Here is a 20,121-nt window from a genome sequence, read left to right as displayed (position 1 = left end):
ATATCAGCATCCGCCCGCACGTCGCCGAGCCTGCTCACGGCAAAGCGACGTGCTGAAAAACCTGGCTACAGGCGCTTGCGCTATAGAACCTGGCGCAAAAATGCCTGAGCCCGCGGATCTTTCGGGGCATCGAAAAACTGCGCTGGCGATGCATCTTCCAGCAACTTGCCATGATCGAAGAACAGCACACGATCGGCTACTTCCCGGGCAAAACCCATTTCGTGGGTGACGCACACCATGGTCATGCCTTCCACGGCCAGGTTCTTCATCACATCCAGCACTTCGCCGACCATTTCCGGGTCCAACGCCGAGGTCGGCTCATCGAACAGCATCACCTTCGGTTCCATCGCCAGCGCCCGGGCGATCGCCACGCGCTGTTGCTGACCGCCGGACAGCCGTGACGGAAACTCGTTGGCCTTCTGCGCAATGCCGACCTTTTCCAACAGCGCCAAGGCCTTGGCTTCACGCTCCTTTTTGCCGCGTTTGCGCACGACTTTCTGCGCCAGGCAGAGGTTTTCCAGTACGGTCATGTGCGGGAACAGGTTGAAGTGCTGGAACACCATGCCGACTTCGCGGCGATACGCGTTTACATCGGTTTTCGGGTCAGCCAGTTGCAGACCATCGATGCTTACCGAGCCCGAATCGAACTCTTCCAGGCCATTGAGGCAGCGCAGAAAGGTCGACTTGCCGGAACCGGACGGGCCGATCACCACCAGTACTTCGCCCTTGGCCACCGTGGTGCTGACGTTATCCACCGCACGCACCACCTGACCACGGGTGTCGTAGACTTTTACCAGATCGCGGACTTCAATCACTTTGCGCGAGCCTCCGCTCAAGCCGGCTGGCGATTTTCGACAGCGGCAGGTTGATCAACAGGTACAGGCCGGCGACACAGAACAGGATTTCGAACGGCGAGAACGACGTGGTAATGACTTCACGACCGCTTTTGAGCAGTTCGGTAATCGCGATCACCGACACCAGCGAGGTGTCCTTGACCAGGCTGATGAACTGCCCAGCCAGCGGTGGCAACACGCGCTTGAACGCTTGCGGCAGCACCACATGGCGCATCGACTGACCCGCACTCAGGCCCAGGGACCGTGCAGCTTCATTCTGACCACGGGCGATCGACTGCACGCCCGAGCGGATGATTTCCGCTACGTAAGCACCTGTAAACAGCGACAGCGCAGCGATCCCGGCGAACTCCCGGGACAGGTTCATCACCGTGCCGATGAAGAAGTAGAAAATGAAGATCTGTACCAGCAGCGGCGTGCCACGCACCAGTTCGACGTAAATGGTCGAGAGGTCGCGCAAGGTCGGGTTGTTCGACAGGCGGCACAAGCCGGTGGCGAGGCCGATCAGCAGACCTAGCACACCAGAGACCACCGATAGCCACAAGGTGGTCCAGAGGCCCCACATCAGCGGTCCTGCGGCCCAATGGCGGGTTACGCCGACCACGTCACCTTCGGCCACATCATCGCCCTGGGCGACTTGCAGGCTGTTTTCGTCGACGGTCAGGTGTTGTTCATCGCCTGCATCGTTACGCAGGGTCACTTGCGCCTTGTCGCCTTTACGCACCAGTTCGCTGACGGTGGAGATGTCGGCGGCGCGTTGGGATTCTTCGGCGTGGTAGGCGAAGTACTGCGGTACGCGGTTCCAGCGCCATTCGTAGGACATCAGCGAGGTGGCGTAATACAACGCGCCGGCCAGACCGATCAGCACCAGCACGGTCAGGGCGTGCCAGGGCCATTGGGCTTTTTTCTGTTTCATTGCAGGTTCCGGAATTTGTGTTGCCTTGGAGGCCGTCATCGCCAGCAGGCTGGCTCCCACAGGGGAATGCATTTCATTGTGAGAGCCAGCCTGCTGGCGATTCGGCGCGACGCGGTCTATCTGACCGAGCCTTACTCCATGTCCTTCTGCCAAGCGGTGTCTTTGAACCACTTGTCATGGATGCGATCGTAGGTGCCGTCTTCGTGGATCTGGTGCAGGAAGTTGTTGATGAAGTTGATGCTGTCGTAGTCACCCTTCTTCAGGCCGAACGCCAGGGGCTCGTAGGTGAACGGCTTGTCGAGGAATACCAGCTTGCCGTTGCCGACCTTGTTCACAGCCACAACGTTGTAAGGCGCGTCGTAGATAAAGGCATCGGCCTTGCCATTGACCACGTCGAGCACCGCTTCCTGCTCATTGTCATAGCCGTGGTATTTGGCTTTGGAGATCAGCTTCTTCGCGACCATCTCACCGGTGGTGCCAAGCTTGGAGGTGATGCGGTAGTCGGCAGTGTTCAGGTCTTTGTAGGACTTGATGGTGCCTTCCAGCTCCTTGCGGATCAGCAAGGTTTGGCCGACCACGATGAACGGTTCGCTGAAATTCAGGCGCAGGTTGCGCTCCTGAGTCAGGGTCATGCCGCTGCCGATCATGTCGAACTTGTCGGTGAGCAGGGCCGGGATGATGCCGTCGTAACCGGTAGACACCAGCTCCAGCTTGACACCCATGGCCTTGGTCATCGCTTTGAGGATGTCGACTTCGAAACCGATGATCTCGCCGCGCTTGTTGGTCATCTCGAACGGCATGTAGGTCGGGTCCATGCCGACCTTCAAGGTGCCGCGCTTGACCGCATCATCAATGGCACCGGCCTGCGCCGCGCTGACTGCAACCAATGCCGTGACGCCGACCAGCAGCATCGACAGATACTTCTTCATCTTCAAGTCCCCAAAACCATTGCGATATGAGGCGCGCAAATGGTGGCTTCCGTAAGGAAACACACCAATACGGAGAAAAATTATCCGGGCGCACCAATTCGGGGATGGATGCTAACGCACTCGTTCATTTGCACAAGAGCTTGGCGACGTTCAGGCAAAAAAAGCCCGTTATTCCATGAAGGTAACTGTACTGACCTATGCATCGGGTCGCAGCCACTGGTCGCAACTGTCATTTATGACAGCTACACAGCTAGCGCTTTTAAGAATTTACTTGGGTAGGCGCCCCTGTCGGATTCTCATCTCTCAAGGGCCTCATTCCAATACTGACAAGGAGTTCAACGTGTCTACTACCTCCCCCAATATAGCCACTTCCCTCTTGCCGGCCGCCACCGTCACTGAAGCCCCAAATGGCGAATTGCCGAAAAAATCGGCACTGATCACCGTGAATATCGAGCCGCACCAGGGTAACCCTCTTGACGCCATCCTCCTCATATTGAATGGTATCCGTGAGGACGGCATGCCGTATCACTGGACCCTTCCTCCAAGGCCCACAGGCAATGGCCCTATCATTTTTCGCTTGATCAACGAGCGCGACATCGATATCGAGAACCTGAAAATCCTCAAAATTACCTACGAGATCATCACCCAGCAAGGGACGCATTTACCCTCTGAAACACTGCACCTCAATGTCGTCACGGAAAAATTACCGCGCGTCGATATCGTGGAAGCTCCGGCACCGGAATTCGTGTTTGACCCGAAGCAATCGCTGTTTGATGCGACGATCATCGCCCGGACACACCCCGACTTTATCGCCGGGCGTTCTGTTTGGCTGCATTTCGAAGGCGGTGCAGCGGGAGGCAGTTTCACCAAGGAGTTTCCGATTGAGTTTATCTGGGAGGGCAAGGACCTGTATTTCACCGTTGATCGCGCGATTGTCCTGGCGAACCTGAATGGCCCTGTAAAAATCTACTACACGCTGGTGGATGGGCAGAGCTCCCGCTGCTCCGATGTCGTGGAGATGTGGGTCGGCTCGGCACTGGAATTACCCGTGCCGGAGATACTGGAAGCGACCCTGGACAATCCCGCCACGGCCACGATTGACCCCATGAAAGTCCTGGAATTGGGAACTTTCACGCTCCGTGTACGCAACCCCGACATGCTCGGCACCGACGAGATCGAGCCGTACGTTAAGGGTACGCCCGACGCCGGAACACCAGTGATCCCGCCAAAATATGGTGATGCCGTTAAGCGCTTGGTTGATTTCTATTTGGATATCAACGTCATCGCGGCCAACTTGGGTCAAAACTTCACGGCAAGCTACAAGTACACGCGTGGTAGCAGAAGCAAATTGTCGGATGCTCTGCAAGTGAAGGTGCTACCTCTGCTGCCTTCGGCTATGGATTTGGTGAAAGTGCCCGGAGCTGTAGACGGTAAGCTCGATCCGCGCGACAGCCACGCCGTTCAGATCTCCGAGTTTCCATTTATGCGAACAGGCCTGGCAGTCTGGATTTTCCTGGAAGGAAACCAGGGAAAATATACGCTGCGCGACGGGGTCCCCGTGAGTCAATTGGAGTTTGATGCCAAGCGGATCGAACAATTGATTCCGGCAGACTACCTGAATACGCTGCCCCATGACGAAGTAGTTAAAGTGATTGCCCTGGTCTCGCTGAATGCAACGGGCGAGATAAGTTCTGCCGTCCCTTTTGTAGTTCGCGAATATCACATAGCAAGAGAGCCTAAAGTCATCGCTACCATTGCTGTTGGTACTGCCCCAACACAAGTTGGAGTTAGCATTGACGGAAAGAAAGTCTTTGTAGCAAACAGTGGAAGCCAAAGCGTCTCTGTCATTGGCACTGAAAGCAACACCGTAATACACACTATACCCCGAACTCGCGGGAAGGCTACAACCATCGCTGTTCATCCCGGCGGGAAGTACGTCTTCGATTGTGATAACGCAGACGCATACATATATGTCTACAACACAAATACCTATGAGATGACTCATAACTTAGATGGTATTTGGGGCACCTCCGACATGAAAATAAGTACAGATGGTGAAAATGCATATAGTGCTAATAATAGATCCGTTAGACGATCCCGCGCTCTTTCTGGAGATCAGTTAGCCGTGAACGACATCGACTCTTTCGCCCTGGCATTATGCCCCCGTAATACTTGCCTTTATTCAGTGCACCCATCATCAGAAGACGTATTGGTTCTTGACGCTAATGATTTGCAAATAATAGAGAGAATTCCGGCAAGCGCCAGCCAAACAATTGCCTTGACCCAAACCAACGCCCACAGCCCATACTTGTACTGTGGCGGGAGCAAATTAGTAGTTATCGATACCGCGACCAATACGGTCATCGGCGACCTGATCACTCGTGATAGCGTTCGCAGTATTGCAACACACCCAAGCATGCCACTAGCGTACGTCGTTTCAGGTAATTTTTTATTAATTATCAACACAAACACGCATGAAATCATCCAAGAAATCTGGGTGGGCGGGGGGGCTTTTATAGCCATTACTCCTGACGGCTCGAAGGCCTACATCTCCCAAGAAAATAGCAACACAGTCGTAGTAGTTGCCCTTTAACAGCAGCAACAATGGACATCTATTGTGAACCACTAGAGTAGTTAGTTCCAGGCACCAAAAAAAACCCCGCTAACTTAGCGGGGTTTTTTATCATGCCAACTGAGGCTGCGCACTCAGCGGCTTGAGCGGCAGCAGCGGCGCATGGGGATCGGCTTTCACCGACTTGCGCCACGCAGCCAGCCACTCGGGGTGACCTTCGCTCCACACTTGCTCGTGCAAGCGAGCCAATGCCACCGGGTCGCTCAGCAGCTGCACACGCTCATTGTTGCTCAGCCCATCAGGCCCGACCTTCATGGCGTGCCGCACCCGTTCTACCCGCAGCCATTCGATCGGCTCGGCTTGCCCGTGACGGGAAGTCGCCAGTGAGCACGCCAGGGCGTTCTGCTGCGGATCGACCACCGAACGAACGAAGCCGTCGTTCAGCGCATGCCAGCGGTTTTCATGGGTGTACTGGTCGGTTGCCAGCAACGCCTGTGGCGGATTGTATTCCTCAGGGATCAGGAACAGGCTCTCGTCACGGGACTTCAGGCCCAGGCCAACGCGGCTGGAAATCACCGACACCGGAATCGACAGCATCAACGAACCGACGATCGGCACCAGCCACCACAGGAAGCTCGGGTTCAGCCAGATCACCAGCAAGGCCCAGAAGAAGCCCAGCAAGGTTTGCGGACCGTGGCGCTTGACCGCCTCGCTCCATGGCGTGGAGTCGTCGTCACGTTGCGGCGAGTTCCAGGTCGCGGCCCAGCCGAGGAACGCGGCGAGAACGAAACGGGTGTGGAAAATCATCCGCACCGGCGCCAGCAACATGGAGAACAACATCTCCAGGAGCATCGACAGGGTCACCTTGAACTTGCCGCCGAACTCTTTCGCGCCCTTGGCCCAGATCAGGATGATGCTCAACAGCTTCGGCAAGAACAACAGCACGATGGTGGTCGAGAACAGCGCGATGGCCTTGTCCGGGTGCCATTGTGGCCACAGCGGATAAAGCTGGCGCGGTTCAAGGAAGTACTGCGGCTCCATCAGCGTGTTGACCGCCAGCAGCGCCGTCGACAGCACGAGGAAGAAGAACCACAACGGCGCCGACAGGTAGGACATCACGCCGGTCAGGAACACCGCCCGGTGTACCGGGTGCATGCCTTTTACCAGGAACAGCCGGAAGTTCATCAGGTTACCGTGGCACCAGCGACGGTCACGCTTGAGTTCGTCGAGCAGGTTTGGCGGTAGCTCTTCGTAGCTGCCTGGCAAGTCGTAGGCAATCCACACGCCCCAGCCGGCACGACGCATCAGCGCGGCTTCGACGAAGTCGTGGGACAGAATCGCACCGGCAAACGCGCCTTTACCGGGCAACGGCGCCAGGGCGCAGTGCTCGATGAACGGCTTCATGCGGATGATCGCGTTGTGACCCCAGTAGTGGGATTCGCCCAACTGCCAGAAGTGCAGACCGGCGGTGAACAGCGGACCGTACACGCGGGTAGCAAACTGCTGCATGCGCGCATAAAGGGTATCCATGCCCGACGCACGTGGCGCGGTCTGGATAATCCCGGCGTCCGGCGTGGCTTCCATCAGGCGCACCAGACTGGTCAGGCACTCGCCGCTCATCACCGAGTCGGCATCGAGCACGACCATGTACTTGTAGTCACCGCCCCAGCGACGGCAGAAGTCGTCCAGGTTGCCGCTTTTACGCTTCACGCGGCGACGGCGGCGGCGATAGAAAATCTTGCCAAAGCCCTTGGCTTCGCGGCAGACGTCCAGCCAGGCCTGCTGTTCGGCGACACAGATATCGGCGTCGTTACTGTCGCTGAGGACGAAGAAGTCAAAGCGATCCAGATCACCCGTGGCCGCAACCGACTCGAACGTTGCGCGCAGACCGGCGAATACCCGAGGCACGTCTTCGTTGCAGATCGGCATCACCAACGCGGTGCGCGCATCCTTGGGAATCGGCTCATTACCGGCACTTTTACCGGAAATACGGTATTTATCGTGACCGGTGAGCAATTCGAGGAAGCCCATCAGCGCCGTCCAGAAACCGGCCGATACCCAGCAGAACAAGATGCCGAACAGGATCAGGATGCTGGTCTGCAGCGCATACGGCAGCACTTGCGTCGCAGTCTGCAACAACGGTTGGTTCAGCACTTCGTTCAGGTCGACGAACGACCAGCCCTGGTACGGCATGATGCCCTTCATGTACCAGCCGGCGACGATGGTCTGGCCCAGCATCAACACCAACAGAATATAACGACGGATCGAGCCGACCGTACGCCAGCGCGCTGCCGGCAGTACGCGCTCATCCTTCGGCGGCTTCGGCGGATTGGTCCGTCCGGTCATCCGGCGCCAACCGCGCACCAGAATGTTGGTGCGCCACGGCTCCGGCACAACCTTGGTCCGACGAATCGGCGGCGTCGCCTTCAGGCAAACGCGACCGCTGGCGTCGAGCGCCAGCATTTCGGCGTCCTGCAACTCTTCGGCGGTGCTCAGGGTCAGGCGCTTGCCGACCGAAGCCTGGACGGCCTCGGTCGGAGCGTCGAACATCGAGGACGACAAACGCTCGTGCAACTCGCTGAAGGACTTGCAACCCGCGAGTTCCGCGCGTTGCTCGTCGGTCATGGGCAGATGCGCCAGATACTCGGAAAGCGTCTCTGGCTGTACTTGAGAATTACTCATCGGCAGGCAACTGATAGCTCCAGGTCTCGGTCAGGACTTCTTCAGTCGGGGCCGATTCCGGTGTGGCTGGGACCGCGTCGGCAGCTTCAGGCTGCTTGGCGTCTTTTTTGGCCTGATCCTTGGCATCAGCAACCGGCTTGGTCTCGGCCTGTTTGGCCTCCGCTTGCTTGGCTTCCTTGTCCGCTTTCTCCTGTTGCTTGGCGGCAACCTTGTCGGCCTTGGCAACCGACGAGTTGGACGCTGGAACCGAGGTCTTGGCCAGGTCCGCCGGTACGATGTTCTGCACCAGCGCAGCGCGCATCTCGGTGGCCTTGCTCGGGTCCTTGATCTTCATCCGCAGGGTCAGGCGCCAGCCCTTGGTTTCAGGGTTGTAGCGCACACTGTTTTCCACCAGTTCAGCGTTGTCGCCAACGCTCACCTGGCTGCGAACTTCCGTATCTGCAGGCAATGCCGACAGGGATGGGCCTTCGAAGTCCACCAGATAGGCAACGCTGCCGTCCGGCTGACGAATCAGGTTGGACTGCTTGACGTCGCCAGTGGAGCGCAGAGTCTGTTTGACCCAGGCACTGTCAGGCGCATGAATCGAGGCTTCGTCCATGGTCCAGTGCATACGGTAAGCAACGTCGAGCGGTTGACCTGGCTCTGGCAGTTTTTCCGGATTCCAGAAAGCCACGATGTTGTCGTTGGTTTCGTCGGCGGTCGGAATCTCTACCAGATCGACGGTACCTTTGCCCCAGTCACCCTTAGGTTCGATCCAGGCGCTTGGGCGCTTGTCGTAACGGTCGTCGAGGTCTTCGTAGTGGCTGAAGTCGCGACCACGTTGCAACAGACCGAAACCACGCGGGTTCTCGACCGAGAAGTTGCTCACCGCCAGGTGTTTCGGATTATTCAGTGGGCGCCACAGCCATTCGCCGTTGCCGGCGTGAATCGCCAGGCCGCTGGAGTCGTGCAGCTCACGACGATAGTTGAGGACTTTCGACGGCTGGTTGGCACCAAACAGGAACATGCTGGTCAGTGGCGCAATACCCAGTTTGCCGACCTTGTCACGCAGGAACATCTGCGCCTTGACGTCGACAATGGTGTCGCTGCCCGGACGCAGGGTCAGACGATACGCACCGGTGGCCCGTGGGGAATCCAGCAGCGCGAAAATCACCAGGTGCTTGTCGCCCGGCTTCGGCTGTTGAATCCAGAATTCACGGAAACGCGGAAACTCTTCGCCGGACGGCAAGGCGGTGTCGATTGCCATGCCCCGAGCGGACAGGCCATAGACGTGACCTTTGCCCACGACGCGGAAATAACTCGCGCCGAGCATGGTCATGATTTCGTCTTGTTTGTCGGCCTTGTTGATCGGGTAAAGCACACGGAAACCGGCATAACCCAGTTGCTCGGTGGCTTTAGGATCGAACTGCAAATCGCCGAAATCAAAACGACTCGGGTCGTATTTGATCTCTTCGACGGTGTTCGCCGTGATTTCATTGATTTTCACCGGCGTATCGAAATGCATACCCTGGTGGTAGAACGACAGCTTGAATGGCGTCTTCTGGTCGGCCCATTCTGCTTTTTCCGTCAGAAAACGGATCTTCTGATAGTCGGCGAATTTCATTTCGCGGAATTCGTTCGGCAGGTTACTGCGCGGTACTTCGTACTTCTGCGCGGCCAGCTCTTTTGCCTTGACCGAGACATCATCCAGACTGAATGCCCAAAGCTGGCCGGCGCTGAGCAGGCAGAGCAGGGCTGAGCCCGCTACCAGAGCGCTACGAAACCGTTTGGCAGACATTCTTGGTGCATTACAGGGACTAACAATCACGAGCAACCCTCGCCGAAAACAGATCAAAAAACCAACGGCCAGTTGACGGGCCTGTGCGTTACCGAGCCTGAAAAACCCGACCTCACAAACCACTCTTGCCAAGTTGGCGAGCATTGTTCCGACTCCGATGAGGCAAAATGATTCCCCAAACGGTTCCGGACAAGTCTCTACCTAAGTCAAAATGGACCAACGAACGCCGATCCCCGTAGCGCGCGATTATCTAGCAGGCCGCGTTACAACGCATCAGGCGTAACAAAGTATTTATCGCGAAAAGCCCCTGTTTTCAGTGGAAATGAGCTTAAAAAGTTGTTTCAAGCGCTTTCAGGTCTGTAACAGGAAGGTGACCGGGCCATCATTGACCAGGTGCACCTGCATATCCGCGCCGAATCTACCTGATGCCACAGTGCCATGCACCTGTTTCGCTTTGCTTAATAGATAGTCGAACAGCTCCTCGCCCAAAGCAGGAGGGGCCGCGGTCGAGAAACTTGGACGCAGCCCGCTTTTAGTGTCCGCGGCCAGGGTGAACTGAGAGACCAGCAGCAGCCCGCCGCCCACATCCGCCAGGGACAGATTCATCTTGCCCTCGGCGTCACTGAACACCCGATAGTTAAGCAGCTTATGCAGAAGTTTGTCGGCGCTCGCCCGGGTGTCCCCCGGTTCCACTGCAACCAGAACCAGCAAGCCCTGATCGACGGCACCCACCACCTCACCTGCTACCTCGACGCGCGCGCCGCGCACGCGTTGCAACAAGCCTTTCATGCTTCTTCGGGCGGCAAGTCGAGCAGGCGCCGCGCCATCTGGTCGGTGGCCCGCACCAGTGCGTCAGTGATCCCCGGTTCGGAGGCGGCATGGCCGGCGTCGCGAATGACTTGCAACTCGCTGTTCGGCCAGGCCTGGTGCAATTCCCAGGCATTATCCAACGGGCAGATCACGTCATAACGGCCATGCACGATCACACCCGGCAAGTGGGCGATCTTGCCCATGTCGCGAATCAACTGGTTCGGCTCAAGGAAGGCGTTGTTGCTGAAGTAATGGCATTCGATGCGGGCAATGGACAATGCACGTTGCGGCTCGGAGAAACGATCGATCACCAGCGGGTTCGGGCGCAGTGTCGCGGTACGGCCTTCCCAGGTCGACCAGGCCTTGGCCGCATGCATCTGGGCAATTTGATCGTTGCCAACCAGGCGTTTGTGGAAGGCGGTGAGCAAGTCGTCACGCTCGTCCAATGGGATTGGCGCGATGTAGTCCTGCCAGTAATCGGGGAACAGACGGCTGGCACCGGCCTGATAGAACCATTCGATTTCCTGTGGACGGCAGAGAAATATCCCACGCAGGATCAAGCCGTGCACACGCTCCGGATGGGTTTGCGCGTAGGCCAGTGCCAGGGTCGAACCCCACGAACCGCCGAACAGCACCCACTTGTCGATGCCCAGGTGCTGGCGAATCCGCTCCAGGTCGGCGACCAGATCCCAGGTGGTGTTGTTTTCCAGGCTGGCGTGAGGCGTGGAGCGACCGCAACCGCGTTGATCGAAGGTGACGATGCGATAGATGTTGGGGTCAAAGAAACAACGACTCTGGGCATCACAACCGGCGCCGGGGCCGCCGTGAATGAACACCACCGGCAAACCTGCCGGTGAACCGCTTTCGTCGACGTAGAGGGTGTGAGTTGCATCGACGGCCAGATCGTGCCGGGCGTAGGGTTTGATCTGCGGGTACAAAGTCTGCATTGCGCACTCCGTAAGGGGTCGAGGTCATCCCTGGGGGGACTTCTATTATTCTGCCGTTGGGCATCATAAACCCGAATTACGTCGGTGAGCATGCACATGTAGGAGCGAGCCTGCTCGCGAAGAACCTGAAGGCGCCGCATTCATCCAGGCAGCCCTCGTCATCGTTGACGTCCATCGCGAGCATGCTCGCTCCTACAGGGGGTACGTTTAACGCTGGTAGCGCTTGTCGCCCCAATCCAACAACCCTTGCAACAACTCTTTCAAGACCACCCGCGTCGGCTCCGCCAAATCCGGTCGGTAACGGAACGGCTCGAACTCTTCCATGTAAGTGCACTGGCCCAACTCCAGCTGCACGGCATGGATATTCTCGGCCGGGTTGCCGTAATGCCTGGTGATATGACCACCCTTGAAGCGTCCGTTCAGTACATGGCTGTACTCCGTGTGACGGGCGCAGATGGCTTGCAGCCCGGTCGCCAGCTGAGGATCGCAACTGGCGCCATTGAAGGTGCCAAGGTTGAAGTCCGGCAGTTTGCCGTCGAACAGGTGCGGGATGATCGAGCGGATGGAGTGGGCATCGAACAACAGCGCATAGCCGAACTCTGCCTTCAGCCGTGCCAGCTCGTTCTGCAAGGTACTGTGGTACGGCGTCCAGATCTGCTCCAGATAAGTCGCGCGCTCTTCTTTCGAAGGCTCCAGCCCCTCGCGGAACAACGGTATGCCGTCGAACAGCGTCGCCGGATACAGACCGGTGGTGGCGCCCACGTACAAAGGCTTGTCGTCGGACGGCCGGTTCAGGTCAATGACGAATCGCGAATATTCGGCGGCCAGGGTGCTGGCACCCAGCTCGGCGGCGAAATCGTAAAGCTGCGGGATATGCCAATCGGTGTCCGGCAGGCTTTTCGCGTCGGGAATCAATCCGGCTTCCACCGCCGGGGTCAGACGCACACCGGCGTGGGGCATGCTGATCAGCAGCGGCACGCGGCCTTGTTTGAAGTTCAGAACCTTATCCACAACGCTCTCCTACAGGCTTGTCTCGACGCCGTGACGCACGACGCGTTTTTCCAGGTCGCCGCCCAGCCAGTACGACAGATCGGCCGGGCGATCGATTTGCCAGGCGACGAAATCAGCGACCTTGCCGGCTTCCAGCGAGCCGTGGGTAGCGGCCATGCCCAACGCCGTCGCGGCATGGATCGTGGCGCCGGCCAGGGCTTCTTCCGGGGTCATGCGGAAACAGGTGCAGGCCATGTTCAGCATCAGGCGCAGCGACAGGCCCGGCGAGGTGCCCGGGTTGAGGTCGCTGGCGATGGCGATTTTTACCCCGTGTTTACGCAAGGCGTCCATTGGCGGCAACTGGGTTTCGCGCAGGAAGTAGAACGCGCCCGGCAGCAGTACGGCCACCGTACCGGACTCGGCCATGGCAATGGCGTCCTCTTCGGTCATGAACTCCAGATGATCGGCGGACAGGGCGTGGTAACGCGCCGCCAAAGTAGAGCCGTGCAGTGACGAAAGTTGCTCGGCATGCAGTTTCACGGGCAGTCCGAGTTTTTGCGCAGTGACGAATACGCGCTCGACCTGGGCCGGCGAAAACGCCAGGTATTCACAGAACGCGTCCACCGCATCTACCAGCCCTTCTGCAGCCAGGGCCGGCAGCATTTCCGCGCAGATGTGATCGATATAATCGTCGGCGCGATCGGCGTATTCCGGTGGCAAGGCATGCGCCGCAAGGCAGGTGCTGCGCACGCTGACCGGCAGTTCGGCGCCGAGGCGACGCGCCACGCGCAGCATCTTGCGTTCGTTGGCGAGGTCCAGGCCGTAGCCGGATTTGATCTCGATGCTGGTGACGCCATCGCGCATCAGGCTTTTCAGGCGTTTGGCCGCGCTGATGAACAGTTCGTCTTCGCTGGCTGCGCGGGTGGCACGCACGGTGCTGGCAATGCCGCCGCCGGCCGCCGCGATTTGCGCGTAGCTGACGCCTTGCAGACGCTGTTCGAATTCGCCGCTGCGGTTGCCGCCGAAGACCGTGTGGGTATGGCAATCGATCAGGCCCGGGGTCACCCAGGCACCATTCAAATCATTGACCGCCGGGTATTCGCCCGCCGGCAGTTCGGTGCGTGGGCCGACCCATTCGATAAGCGCACCGGATGTCACGATGGCCGCATCCTCGATGATCGAGTAGACGCCTTGGGCCATGGTTGCGACGTGGCAGTGTTGCCAGAGGGTTTTCACTGTTGGCCTCCGTTGGGATTCGTTTGGCGGGGAGCCCTCAAGAGCCCCCTCACCCTAACCCTCTCCCGGAGGGAGAGGGGACTGACCAGGTTGAATGTTCGATGTACTGCGACCTGAAAATTCGAGCCGAACTCAGGCCTGGAAAAACACGAAGATCTAAACCCTTTCCTCATGCGGGTGGGAACTGACCGTGTTGCTTGTCCGGTTTGCATCCACCTGAAACCTCGAGTCGAACTCAAACCTGGAAAAACCTGAAGATCTGCTCCCTTTCCCCCTCTCCCCCCTGGGGGCGGTCCGACGTTTCGGGAGGGTTGGGGTGAGGGGGTTGGTTCTTACAGGCTCGGCAGCAACTTCGCCGACACCAGTTCGTTCAGGCAGCGCGAAGCCAACAACTCAGTGGCTGCATTAATGTCCGGAGCAAAGAACCGGTCCTTTTCATAAAACGGCACTTCCTTACGCAAAATCCCTCGAGCCTTCTCAAGCGCCGGCGAAGTCTTCAGACCATTACGCAAATCCAGTCCCTGAACCGCCGCCAGCCATTCCACAGCAAGAATCCCGCGGGTGTTCTCGGCCATTTCCCACAGGCGCTTGCCGGCGGCCGGGGCCATGGACACGTGGTCTTCCTGGTTGGCGGAAGTCGGCAGACTGTCCACCGAATGCGGATGGGACAGCGCCTTGTTTTCGCTGGCCAGTGCCGCTGCGGTCACCTGGGCGATCATGAAGCCGGAGTTCACGCCGCCATTGGCGACCAGGAACGGTGGCAGTTGCGACATGTGCTTGTCCATCATCAGCGAGATGCGGCGTTCGCTCAGGGAGCCGATTTCAGCGATGGCCAGGGCCATGTTGTCGGCGGCCATGGCCACCGGTTCCGCGTGGAAGTTACCGCCGGAGATCACGTCGCCTTCAGCGGCGAACACCAATGGATTGTCCGATACGGCGTTGGCTTCGACAGCCAGCACTTCGGCCGCCTGACGGAACTGGGTCAGGCAGGCGCCCATGACTTGCGGCTGGCAGCGCAGAGAGTACGGGTCCTGGACCTTTTCGCAGTTCTCGTGGGAGTCGGAAACTTCACTGCGCTCGCCGAGCAAATCGCGGTAAGCGGCAGCGGCGTCGATCTGGCCTTTCTGGCCACGGGCGGCGTGGATGCGCGCATCGAACGGCGAGCGCGAGCCCAGCACGGCTTCAACGGTCAGGCCACCGAGGGCCAGGGCGCCGGCGAACAGATCTTCGCCTTCGAACAGGCCACGCAGGGCGAAAGCGGTGGACACCTGAGTGCCGTTAAGCAGCGCCAGGCCTTCCTTCGCAGCCAGGGTCAGCGGGGTCAGACCGGCGACTTTCAGCGCTTCGGTCGCTTCCATCCACTCACCCTTGTAACGCGCCTTGCCTTCACCCAGCAGCACCAGCGACATGTGCGCCAACGGTGCCAGGTCGCCGGATGCACCGACCGAGCCTTTGAGCGGAATGTGCGGGTAAACCTCAGCGTTGATCAGGGCGATCAGCGCGTCGATCACCACCCGGCGGATACCGGAGAAACCACGGCTGAGGCTGTTGACCTTGAGCACCATGATCAGCCGCACCAAGTCATCGCTGATCGGCTGGCCGACACCGGCGGCGTGGGACAGCACCAGCGAGCGCTGCAGGTTTTCCAGGTCTTCGCTGGCGATACGGGTCGAAGCCAGCAGGCCGAAACCCGTGTTGATGCCATAGGCGGTGCGGTTCTCGGCGAGGATCTGCTCCACGCAGGCAACGCTGGCTTCGATCTGCGCCGAGGCGCTGTTGTCTAGGGTCAGTGTCACCGGTTGCTGATAAACGTCACGCAGCTGAGCAAGGCTCAACTGGCCGGGAATTAGGTTTAGCGCAGTCATTTTTGGCTCCTTGTATGAGTTTCGTCTCTTGTGTAAAGAGACCTACCAGTCGCTCCGGAGATATCCGTTGTCCGTCGCTTCCCCCTTTTTAAGGGGGCTGGCGCCTTGGCACGCTGGTTTTGTATGGAAATCAGTTCAGATTCGGTAAGGTTTTGTGCAGCAAATTCGCGTCTTTCAAAACACTGGCAGCGGCGGCAATGTCCGGTGCCAGCCAACGGTCCTGATCATAAGCCGGGACACGCTCGCGCAGCAGACGCCAAGCGGCATCGGTGCCAGCGCCAAAACTCTGCTCTTTCAGAAACTCGAACGCCTGGGCCGCCAGCAGATACTCGATAGCGAGGATCTGCGTGCAGTTTTCCAGTGCCTGATGCAGTTTCAAGGCAGCGTTGGTCCCCATGCTCAGGTGATCTTCCTGCAGGCCCGAAGTGACGTAATTGTCGAGCACCGCCGGTTGCGCCAACTGACGGTTTTGCGCACACAGCGAGGCGGCAACGTATTGCACGATCATCATCCCGGAGTTCACGCCCGGGTTGGCCACCAGGAACGCCGGCAATCCGCTGACGTGCGGGTTGATCAGGCGGTCCAGACGACGCTCGGCAATCGAGCCGATTTCCGCCATGGCGATGGCCAGCAGGTCCGCCGCCAGCGCCACGGACTGGCCGTGCGGGTTGGCCTGGGACACCACGCGATAGTTGTCTGGAGTGCCCAGCACCATCGGGTTGTCGCTGATGCCGTTGAGTTCGGTTTCGATCTGCCTGGTCGCATGAACCAGCTGATCACGGGCGGCGCCGTGCACTTGCGGAATAGAACGAATACTCAAGGCATCCTGGGTGCGAATGCCTTTGCTCTGGGCGATGACTTCGCTGCCTTCGAGCAATGCCCGCAGGTTGATACCGACCTGCTGCATGCCCGGGTGCGGCTTGAGCGCGATGATCTCGGCATCGAACGCGTTGATCTGCCCGCGCTGGGCTTCAAAGCTCATGGCGCCGATCACATCAGCCCAGTGCAGCAGGCGCGTGGCGTCGGCAATTGCCAGGCAGCTCAGGCCGGTCATGCACGGCGTGCCGTTGACCAGGCACAGGCCATCTTTGGCGCCAAGCTTGACCGGTTGCAGCCCCTCTTCCGCAAAAGCCTGCTGCGCGGAAACGATCTGGCCGCGATAGCTGACATTGCCGACCCCCAACAGTGAAATACCGATGTGGGCCATGTGAGTCAGGTAGCCGACAGAGCCTTGAGATGGCACTTGTGGGGTGATGCCATGGTTGAGCAACGCCAGCAGCCCTTCGACTACCTGCCGGTGCAGGCCGGACTTGCCGTGGCTGTAATTGATAATCGCGGCGCAGATGATTGAGCGGGTCTGCTCGTCGGTCAGCGGCGCGCCGACGCCGCAGGCATGACTGAGCAAGGTATTGCGCGACAACTGGCTGAGTTGCTCGTCCTGCAGCGAGACGTTGCACAGCGCGCCCAGGCCGGTGTTGATGCCGTAGGCATTCTCGCCGCTGGTGACGATGCGCTGGACGATGGCTTGGGCGTTTTCGATGCGTGCCCAGATCGGTGCCGACAGCTCAAGCCGTGCGCCATGACGAGCAACGGCGACCACGTCCTGCCAAGTGACCTGCGCTTCGGTGATAACGATTTTTTCAGCCTGGGACATTTTGAACCTCATCCAAATATTGATGCAGCTTCACCGCCGCCTTCGCGAGCAAGCCCGCTCCCACAGGGGGATTGCATTCCAAATGTGGGAGCGGGCTTGCTCGCGAAGGGGCCCGAACAGCCACCGAACATCCCTTAAACCACCGCCGCCCGGCGCTGCACAAAGCGGTCGACATACTCATCCGCCGGCGAATGCAGGATCTCTCGCGGCGTGCCGACCTGGATCAGGCGCCCGTCCTTGAGGATCGCAATGCGGTTGCCGATGCGCACGGCCTCGTCGAGGTCGTGAGTGATGAACACGATGGTCTTGTGCAGGGTCTTTTGCAGCTCCAGCAACTGGTCCTGCATCTCCGCACGAATCAGCGGATCAAGGGCGCTGAACGCTTCGTCCATCAGGATGATGTCAGTGTCCGCCGCCAAAGCACGGGCCAGGCCCACACGTTGACGCATGCCGCCGGAGAGCTGATGCGGGTATTTGTTTTCGTAGCCCTTCAGGCCCACGGTGTTGATCCAGTGCAGCGCGCGTTCGCTGCACATGGCCTTGCTCTCGCCACGGATCTTCAGGCCATAGGCAACGTTGTCCAGCACGCTCTTGTGCGGCAACAGGCCGAAGCTCTGGAATACCATGCTGATCTTGCGCCGACGAAATTCGCGCAGGGCGTCCATGTCGTATTGCAGGATGTCCACGCCGTCCACCAGGATCGCACCGCTGGTCGGGTCGATCAGGCGGTTGAAGTGACGCACCAGTGTGGACTTGCCGGAACCCGACAGGCCCATGATCACGAAGATCTCGCCGCTGCCGATGCTCAACGACAGGTCGTTCACGCCGACCACGCAGCCGGTTTCGGACAATACCTGGTCCTTGGTCTTGCCCTGGCCGATCATGGCCAGCGCATCCTTGGAGCGGTTGCCGAAAATCTTGAAGACGTTTTTGACTTCGATCTTGCTCACGGTTGCGTTGTTCATTTGCTCACCTCATGCCGTGCACGACCGTACGCCTGTGTAATGCGGTCGATCACCACAGCCAGAATCACGATCGCCAGACCGGCTTCAAGGCCACGTCCGACGTTGAGGGTCTGAATCCCCACCAGCACGTCTTCACCCAGGCCACGGGCGCCGATCATCGAGGCAATCACTACCATCGACAGGGCCATCATGGTGGTCTGGTTGATGCCCGCCATGATGCTCGGCAGGGCCAGCGGCAGTTGCACACCGAACAATTGCTGCCAGCGGTTGGCACCGAAGGCGTTGATCGCTTCCATCACTTCGCCGTCAACCTGGCGAATGCCCAGATCGGTCAGACGGATCAACGGTGGCGCGGCGTAGATCACCGTGGCGAAAATCGCCGGGACCTTGCCCAGGCCGAACAGCATCAGCACCGGGATCAAGTACACGAAACTCGGCATGGTCTGCATGATGTCGAGCAACGGCATCAGCACCGAACGCAGGCGATTGCTGCGGGCCGAGAGAATGCCCAGCGGTATGCCGATCAACACCGAAATGATCGTCGCCACCATCATCAGCGCCAGGGTTTGCATCAATTTGTCCCAGAGGCCGACCGCGCCGACCAGGAACAACAGACCGACGATCACGGCGGTGGTCACCACCTTACGAGTCGCGTGCCAGGCCACGCCCGCCACGATGGCCAGCATCAGCCACCAGGGCGCAGCGCGCAGCAACCCTTCAAGATTGACGATGGCCCACAACAGAGTGTCGGAGATGTGCCGGAACACGTCACCGTAGTTGGTGACCAGCGAATCGACCCAACTGTTGACCCAGTCGGCGATGGAAAAGGTAAAGCTTTCGGGAAACATAAGAGACTCTCAATCAAGGGGTTGCGATCAAGCCTCCGACTGCCGGTTACGACAGTCGGAGAGGCCGGACCTACAAGGCCGCGTCGATTTTCTTGGCTGCGTCTTCACTAACCCACTGGTGCCAGACTTCAGGATGTTCCTTCAGAAAGATCTTGGCCAGTTTTGGTGATTCGATCCGCTCCTTGGCCATGCGACCGAGGTTCTCGTTCAGCAGCTCGATTGGAACGTTGACCTTTTCCAGCACGGCCACCAGCTCCGGCGCTTCGTCGTGGAAAGTCTTGGACAGACCGACCTTGATATCCACGGCCTTGTTCACGCCTGGTTTCTCTTCAAGTTTCACGACGTCGATCTGGCCCATCAGCGGCGTTGGCGACCAGTAGTAAAACAGGATCGGCTCGCCACGCTTGTAGCTCGACAGCACCGCGGCATCCAGCGCCGGGCCGGTGCCTGGACGGAAGTTGGTGTAGGTGCTTTCCAGGCCATAGCTTTTCAGCATTTCGCTGTTGTCGAGCTCACAGGTCCAGCCGGCCGGGCAGTTGTAGAAACGGCCCTTGGATGGCTCTTCGGCGTCTTTGAATACCGCCGCATATTTGCCCAGATCGGCAATGTTCTTCAGGTCCGGCGCCTTGGCTTCCAGCTTGCGCTTGGCGTCGCCTTCGATCACATAGCGCGGTACGTACCAGCCTTCGATGGCGCCGACAATAGGAGCGCCGATACCAACGACTTTGCCGGCCTTCTCGGCCTTGTTCCAGACCTCGCTGCGACCGACCCACTCTTCGGCAAACACCTGGATATCGTTACTGCTCAGGGCGTTTTCCATGGTAATGGAGTTGCCGGGCAGGCTGTCGGTCTTGCAGTCGTAGCCTTTCTCCAACACGACTTGCAGCACATCGGTCAGCAACATGGCGCTTTCCCAGTTCAGGCCGGCAAACTTCACCGGTTTGCCGGACTCGCACCAGCCCGCCGCCTGAGTGGCGCCAGCGCTGGCCAGCAGGCCCATGGAAAGCAACGTGGTCAGCAGGGTCTTGTTCGATTTCATTATTGTGACGCTCCTAATCATGAATTGGCTTACGGCAGTC

15 protein-coding genes are annotated in these 20,121 nt (G+C 58.9%); 1 reads left to right on the top strand and 14 read right to left on the bottom strand.

Annotated elements, in window-relative coordinates; all coding sequences use genetic code 11:
• Nucleotides 1-80: 80 nt before the first annotated feature.
• From ASE98_RS17560 to ASE98_RS17550, 3 genes are all read right to left on the bottom strand, one after another.
• Entirely contained in the window at nucleotides 81-815 is a 735-nt protein-coding gene (locus ASE98_RS17560; RefSeq protein WP_060542597.1) for an amino acid ABC transporter ATP-binding protein, read from the bottom strand.
• Nucleotides 808-1,767 (bottom strand): amino acid ABC transporter permease, encoded by a 960-nt coding sequence (locus ASE98_RS17555; RefSeq protein WP_060542596.1) that lies wholly within the window; start codon nucleotides 1,765-1,767, stop codon nucleotides 808-810. Before ASE98_RS17555 ends, ASE98_RS17560 begins: the two co-directional genes overlap by 8 nt.
• A 131-nt stretch (nucleotides 1,768-1,898) precedes the next feature.
• A complete protein-coding gene (locus ASE98_RS17550) occupies nucleotides 1,899-2,696 on the bottom strand; it encodes a transporter substrate-binding domain-containing protein (RefSeq protein WP_060542934.1) in 798 nt (265 codons plus the stop codon).
• Between the two features lie 340 nt (nucleotides 2,697-3,036).
• On the opposite strand from ASE98_RS17550, the gene ASE98_RS17545 reads away from it, so the two are divergent.
• On the top strand, nucleotides 3,037-5,289 hold the full coding sequence (locus tag ASE98_RS17545) for a YncE family protein (protein ID WP_060542595.1): 2,253 nt from the start codon (nucleotides 3,037-3,039) through the stop codon (nucleotides 5,287-5,289).
• Between the two features lie 90 nt (nucleotides 5,290-5,379).
• Here ASE98_RS17545 and mdoH read toward each other — a convergent pair whose 3' ends face one another.
• The 11 genes from mdoH to ASE98_RS17490 form a co-directional block, all read right to left on the bottom strand.
• Nucleotides 5,380-7,950: a glucans biosynthesis glucosyltransferase MdoH gene (gene mdoH / locus ASE98_RS17540; RefSeq protein ID WP_060542594.1), complete on the bottom strand. Its 2,571-nt coding sequence runs from the start codon at nucleotides 7,948-7,950 to the stop codon at nucleotides 5,380-5,382.
• Nucleotides 7,943-9,727, bottom strand: a complete 1,785-nt coding sequence (locus tag ASE98_RS17535) for a glucan biosynthesis protein G (protein WP_162237403.1) — start codon at nucleotides 9,725-9,727, stop codon at nucleotides 7,943-7,945. The genes mdoH and ASE98_RS17535 overlap by 8 nt, the downstream gene beginning before the upstream one ends.
• A gap of 351 nt (nucleotides 9,728-10,078) precedes the next feature.
• Nucleotides 10,079-10,516: a D-aminoacyl-tRNA deacylase gene (gene dtd, locus ASE98_RS17530; RefSeq protein WP_060542593.1), complete on the bottom strand. Its 438-nt coding sequence runs from the start codon at nucleotides 10,514-10,516 to the stop codon at nucleotides 10,079-10,081.
• Nucleotides 10,513-11,484 (bottom strand): prolyl aminopeptidase, encoded by a 972-nt coding sequence (pip, locus tag ASE98_RS17525; protein WP_060542592.1) that lies wholly within the window; start codon nucleotides 11,482-11,484, stop codon nucleotides 10,513-10,515. The genes dtd and pip overlap by 4 nt, the downstream gene beginning before the upstream one ends.
• 207 nt (nucleotides 11,485-11,691) lie before the next feature.
• The gene (hutG, locus tag ASE98_RS17520) at nucleotides 11,692-12,495 is read right to left on the bottom strand and encodes an N-formylglutamate deformylase (protein WP_060542591.1); all 804 of its coding nucleotides are present in this window, start codon (nucleotides 12,493-12,495) and stop codon (nucleotides 11,692-11,694) included.
• A gap of 9 nt (nucleotides 12,496-12,504) precedes the next feature.
• Nucleotides 12,505-13,710 carry an imidazolonepropionase gene (gene hutI, locus ASE98_RS17515; RefSeq protein WP_060542590.1) on the bottom strand — a complete coding sequence of 402 codons (1,206 nt, stop codon included), beginning with the start codon at nucleotides 13,708-13,710 and terminating at the stop codon, nucleotides 12,505-12,507.
• A 332-nt stretch (nucleotides 13,711-14,042) separates the two neighbouring features.
• Nucleotides 14,043-15,575, bottom strand: coding sequence for a histidine ammonia-lyase (hutH, locus tag ASE98_RS17510; protein WP_060542589.1), 1,533 nt, complete (start codon nucleotides 15,573-15,575; stop codon nucleotides 14,043-14,045).
• A gap of 130 nt (nucleotides 15,576-15,705) precedes the next feature.
• A complete protein-coding gene (locus ASE98_RS17505) occupies nucleotides 15,706-17,229 on the bottom strand; it encodes an HAL/PAL/TAL family ammonia-lyase (protein ID WP_060542588.1) in 1,524 nt (507 codons plus the stop codon).
• A 134-nt stretch (nucleotides 17,230-17,363) separates the two neighbouring features.
• The gene (locus ASE98_RS17500; RefSeq protein WP_060542587.1) at nucleotides 17,364-18,194 is read right to left on the bottom strand and encodes a quaternary amine ABC transporter ATP-binding protein; all 831 of its coding nucleotides are present in this window, start codon (nucleotides 18,192-18,194) and stop codon (nucleotides 17,364-17,366) included.
• The gene (locus tag ASE98_RS17495; protein WP_008018927.1) at nucleotides 18,191-19,042 is read right to left on the bottom strand and encodes an ABC transporter permease; all 852 of its coding nucleotides are present in this window, start codon (nucleotides 19,040-19,042) and stop codon (nucleotides 18,191-18,193) included. Before ASE98_RS17495 ends, ASE98_RS17500 begins: the two co-directional genes overlap by 4 nt.
• A 70-nt stretch (nucleotides 19,043-19,112) precedes the next feature.
• The gene (locus tag ASE98_RS17490; RefSeq protein WP_060542586.1) at nucleotides 19,113-20,081 is read right to left on the bottom strand and encodes an ABC transporter substrate-binding protein; all 969 of its coding nucleotides are present in this window, start codon (nucleotides 20,079-20,081) and stop codon (nucleotides 19,113-19,115) included.
• Between the last annotated feature and the right edge of the window lie 40 nt (nucleotides 20,082-20,121).

Origin of the sequence: Pseudomonas sp. Leaf48 (assembly GCF_001421885.1) — a bacterium.
Taxonomy (GTDB): Bacteria; Pseudomonadota; Gammaproteobacteria; order Pseudomonadales; family Pseudomonadaceae; genus Aquipseudomonas.
The sequence above is the reverse complement of the archived record's forward strand: the minus strand, read 5'-3'. Positions and strand labels throughout refer to the sequence as shown.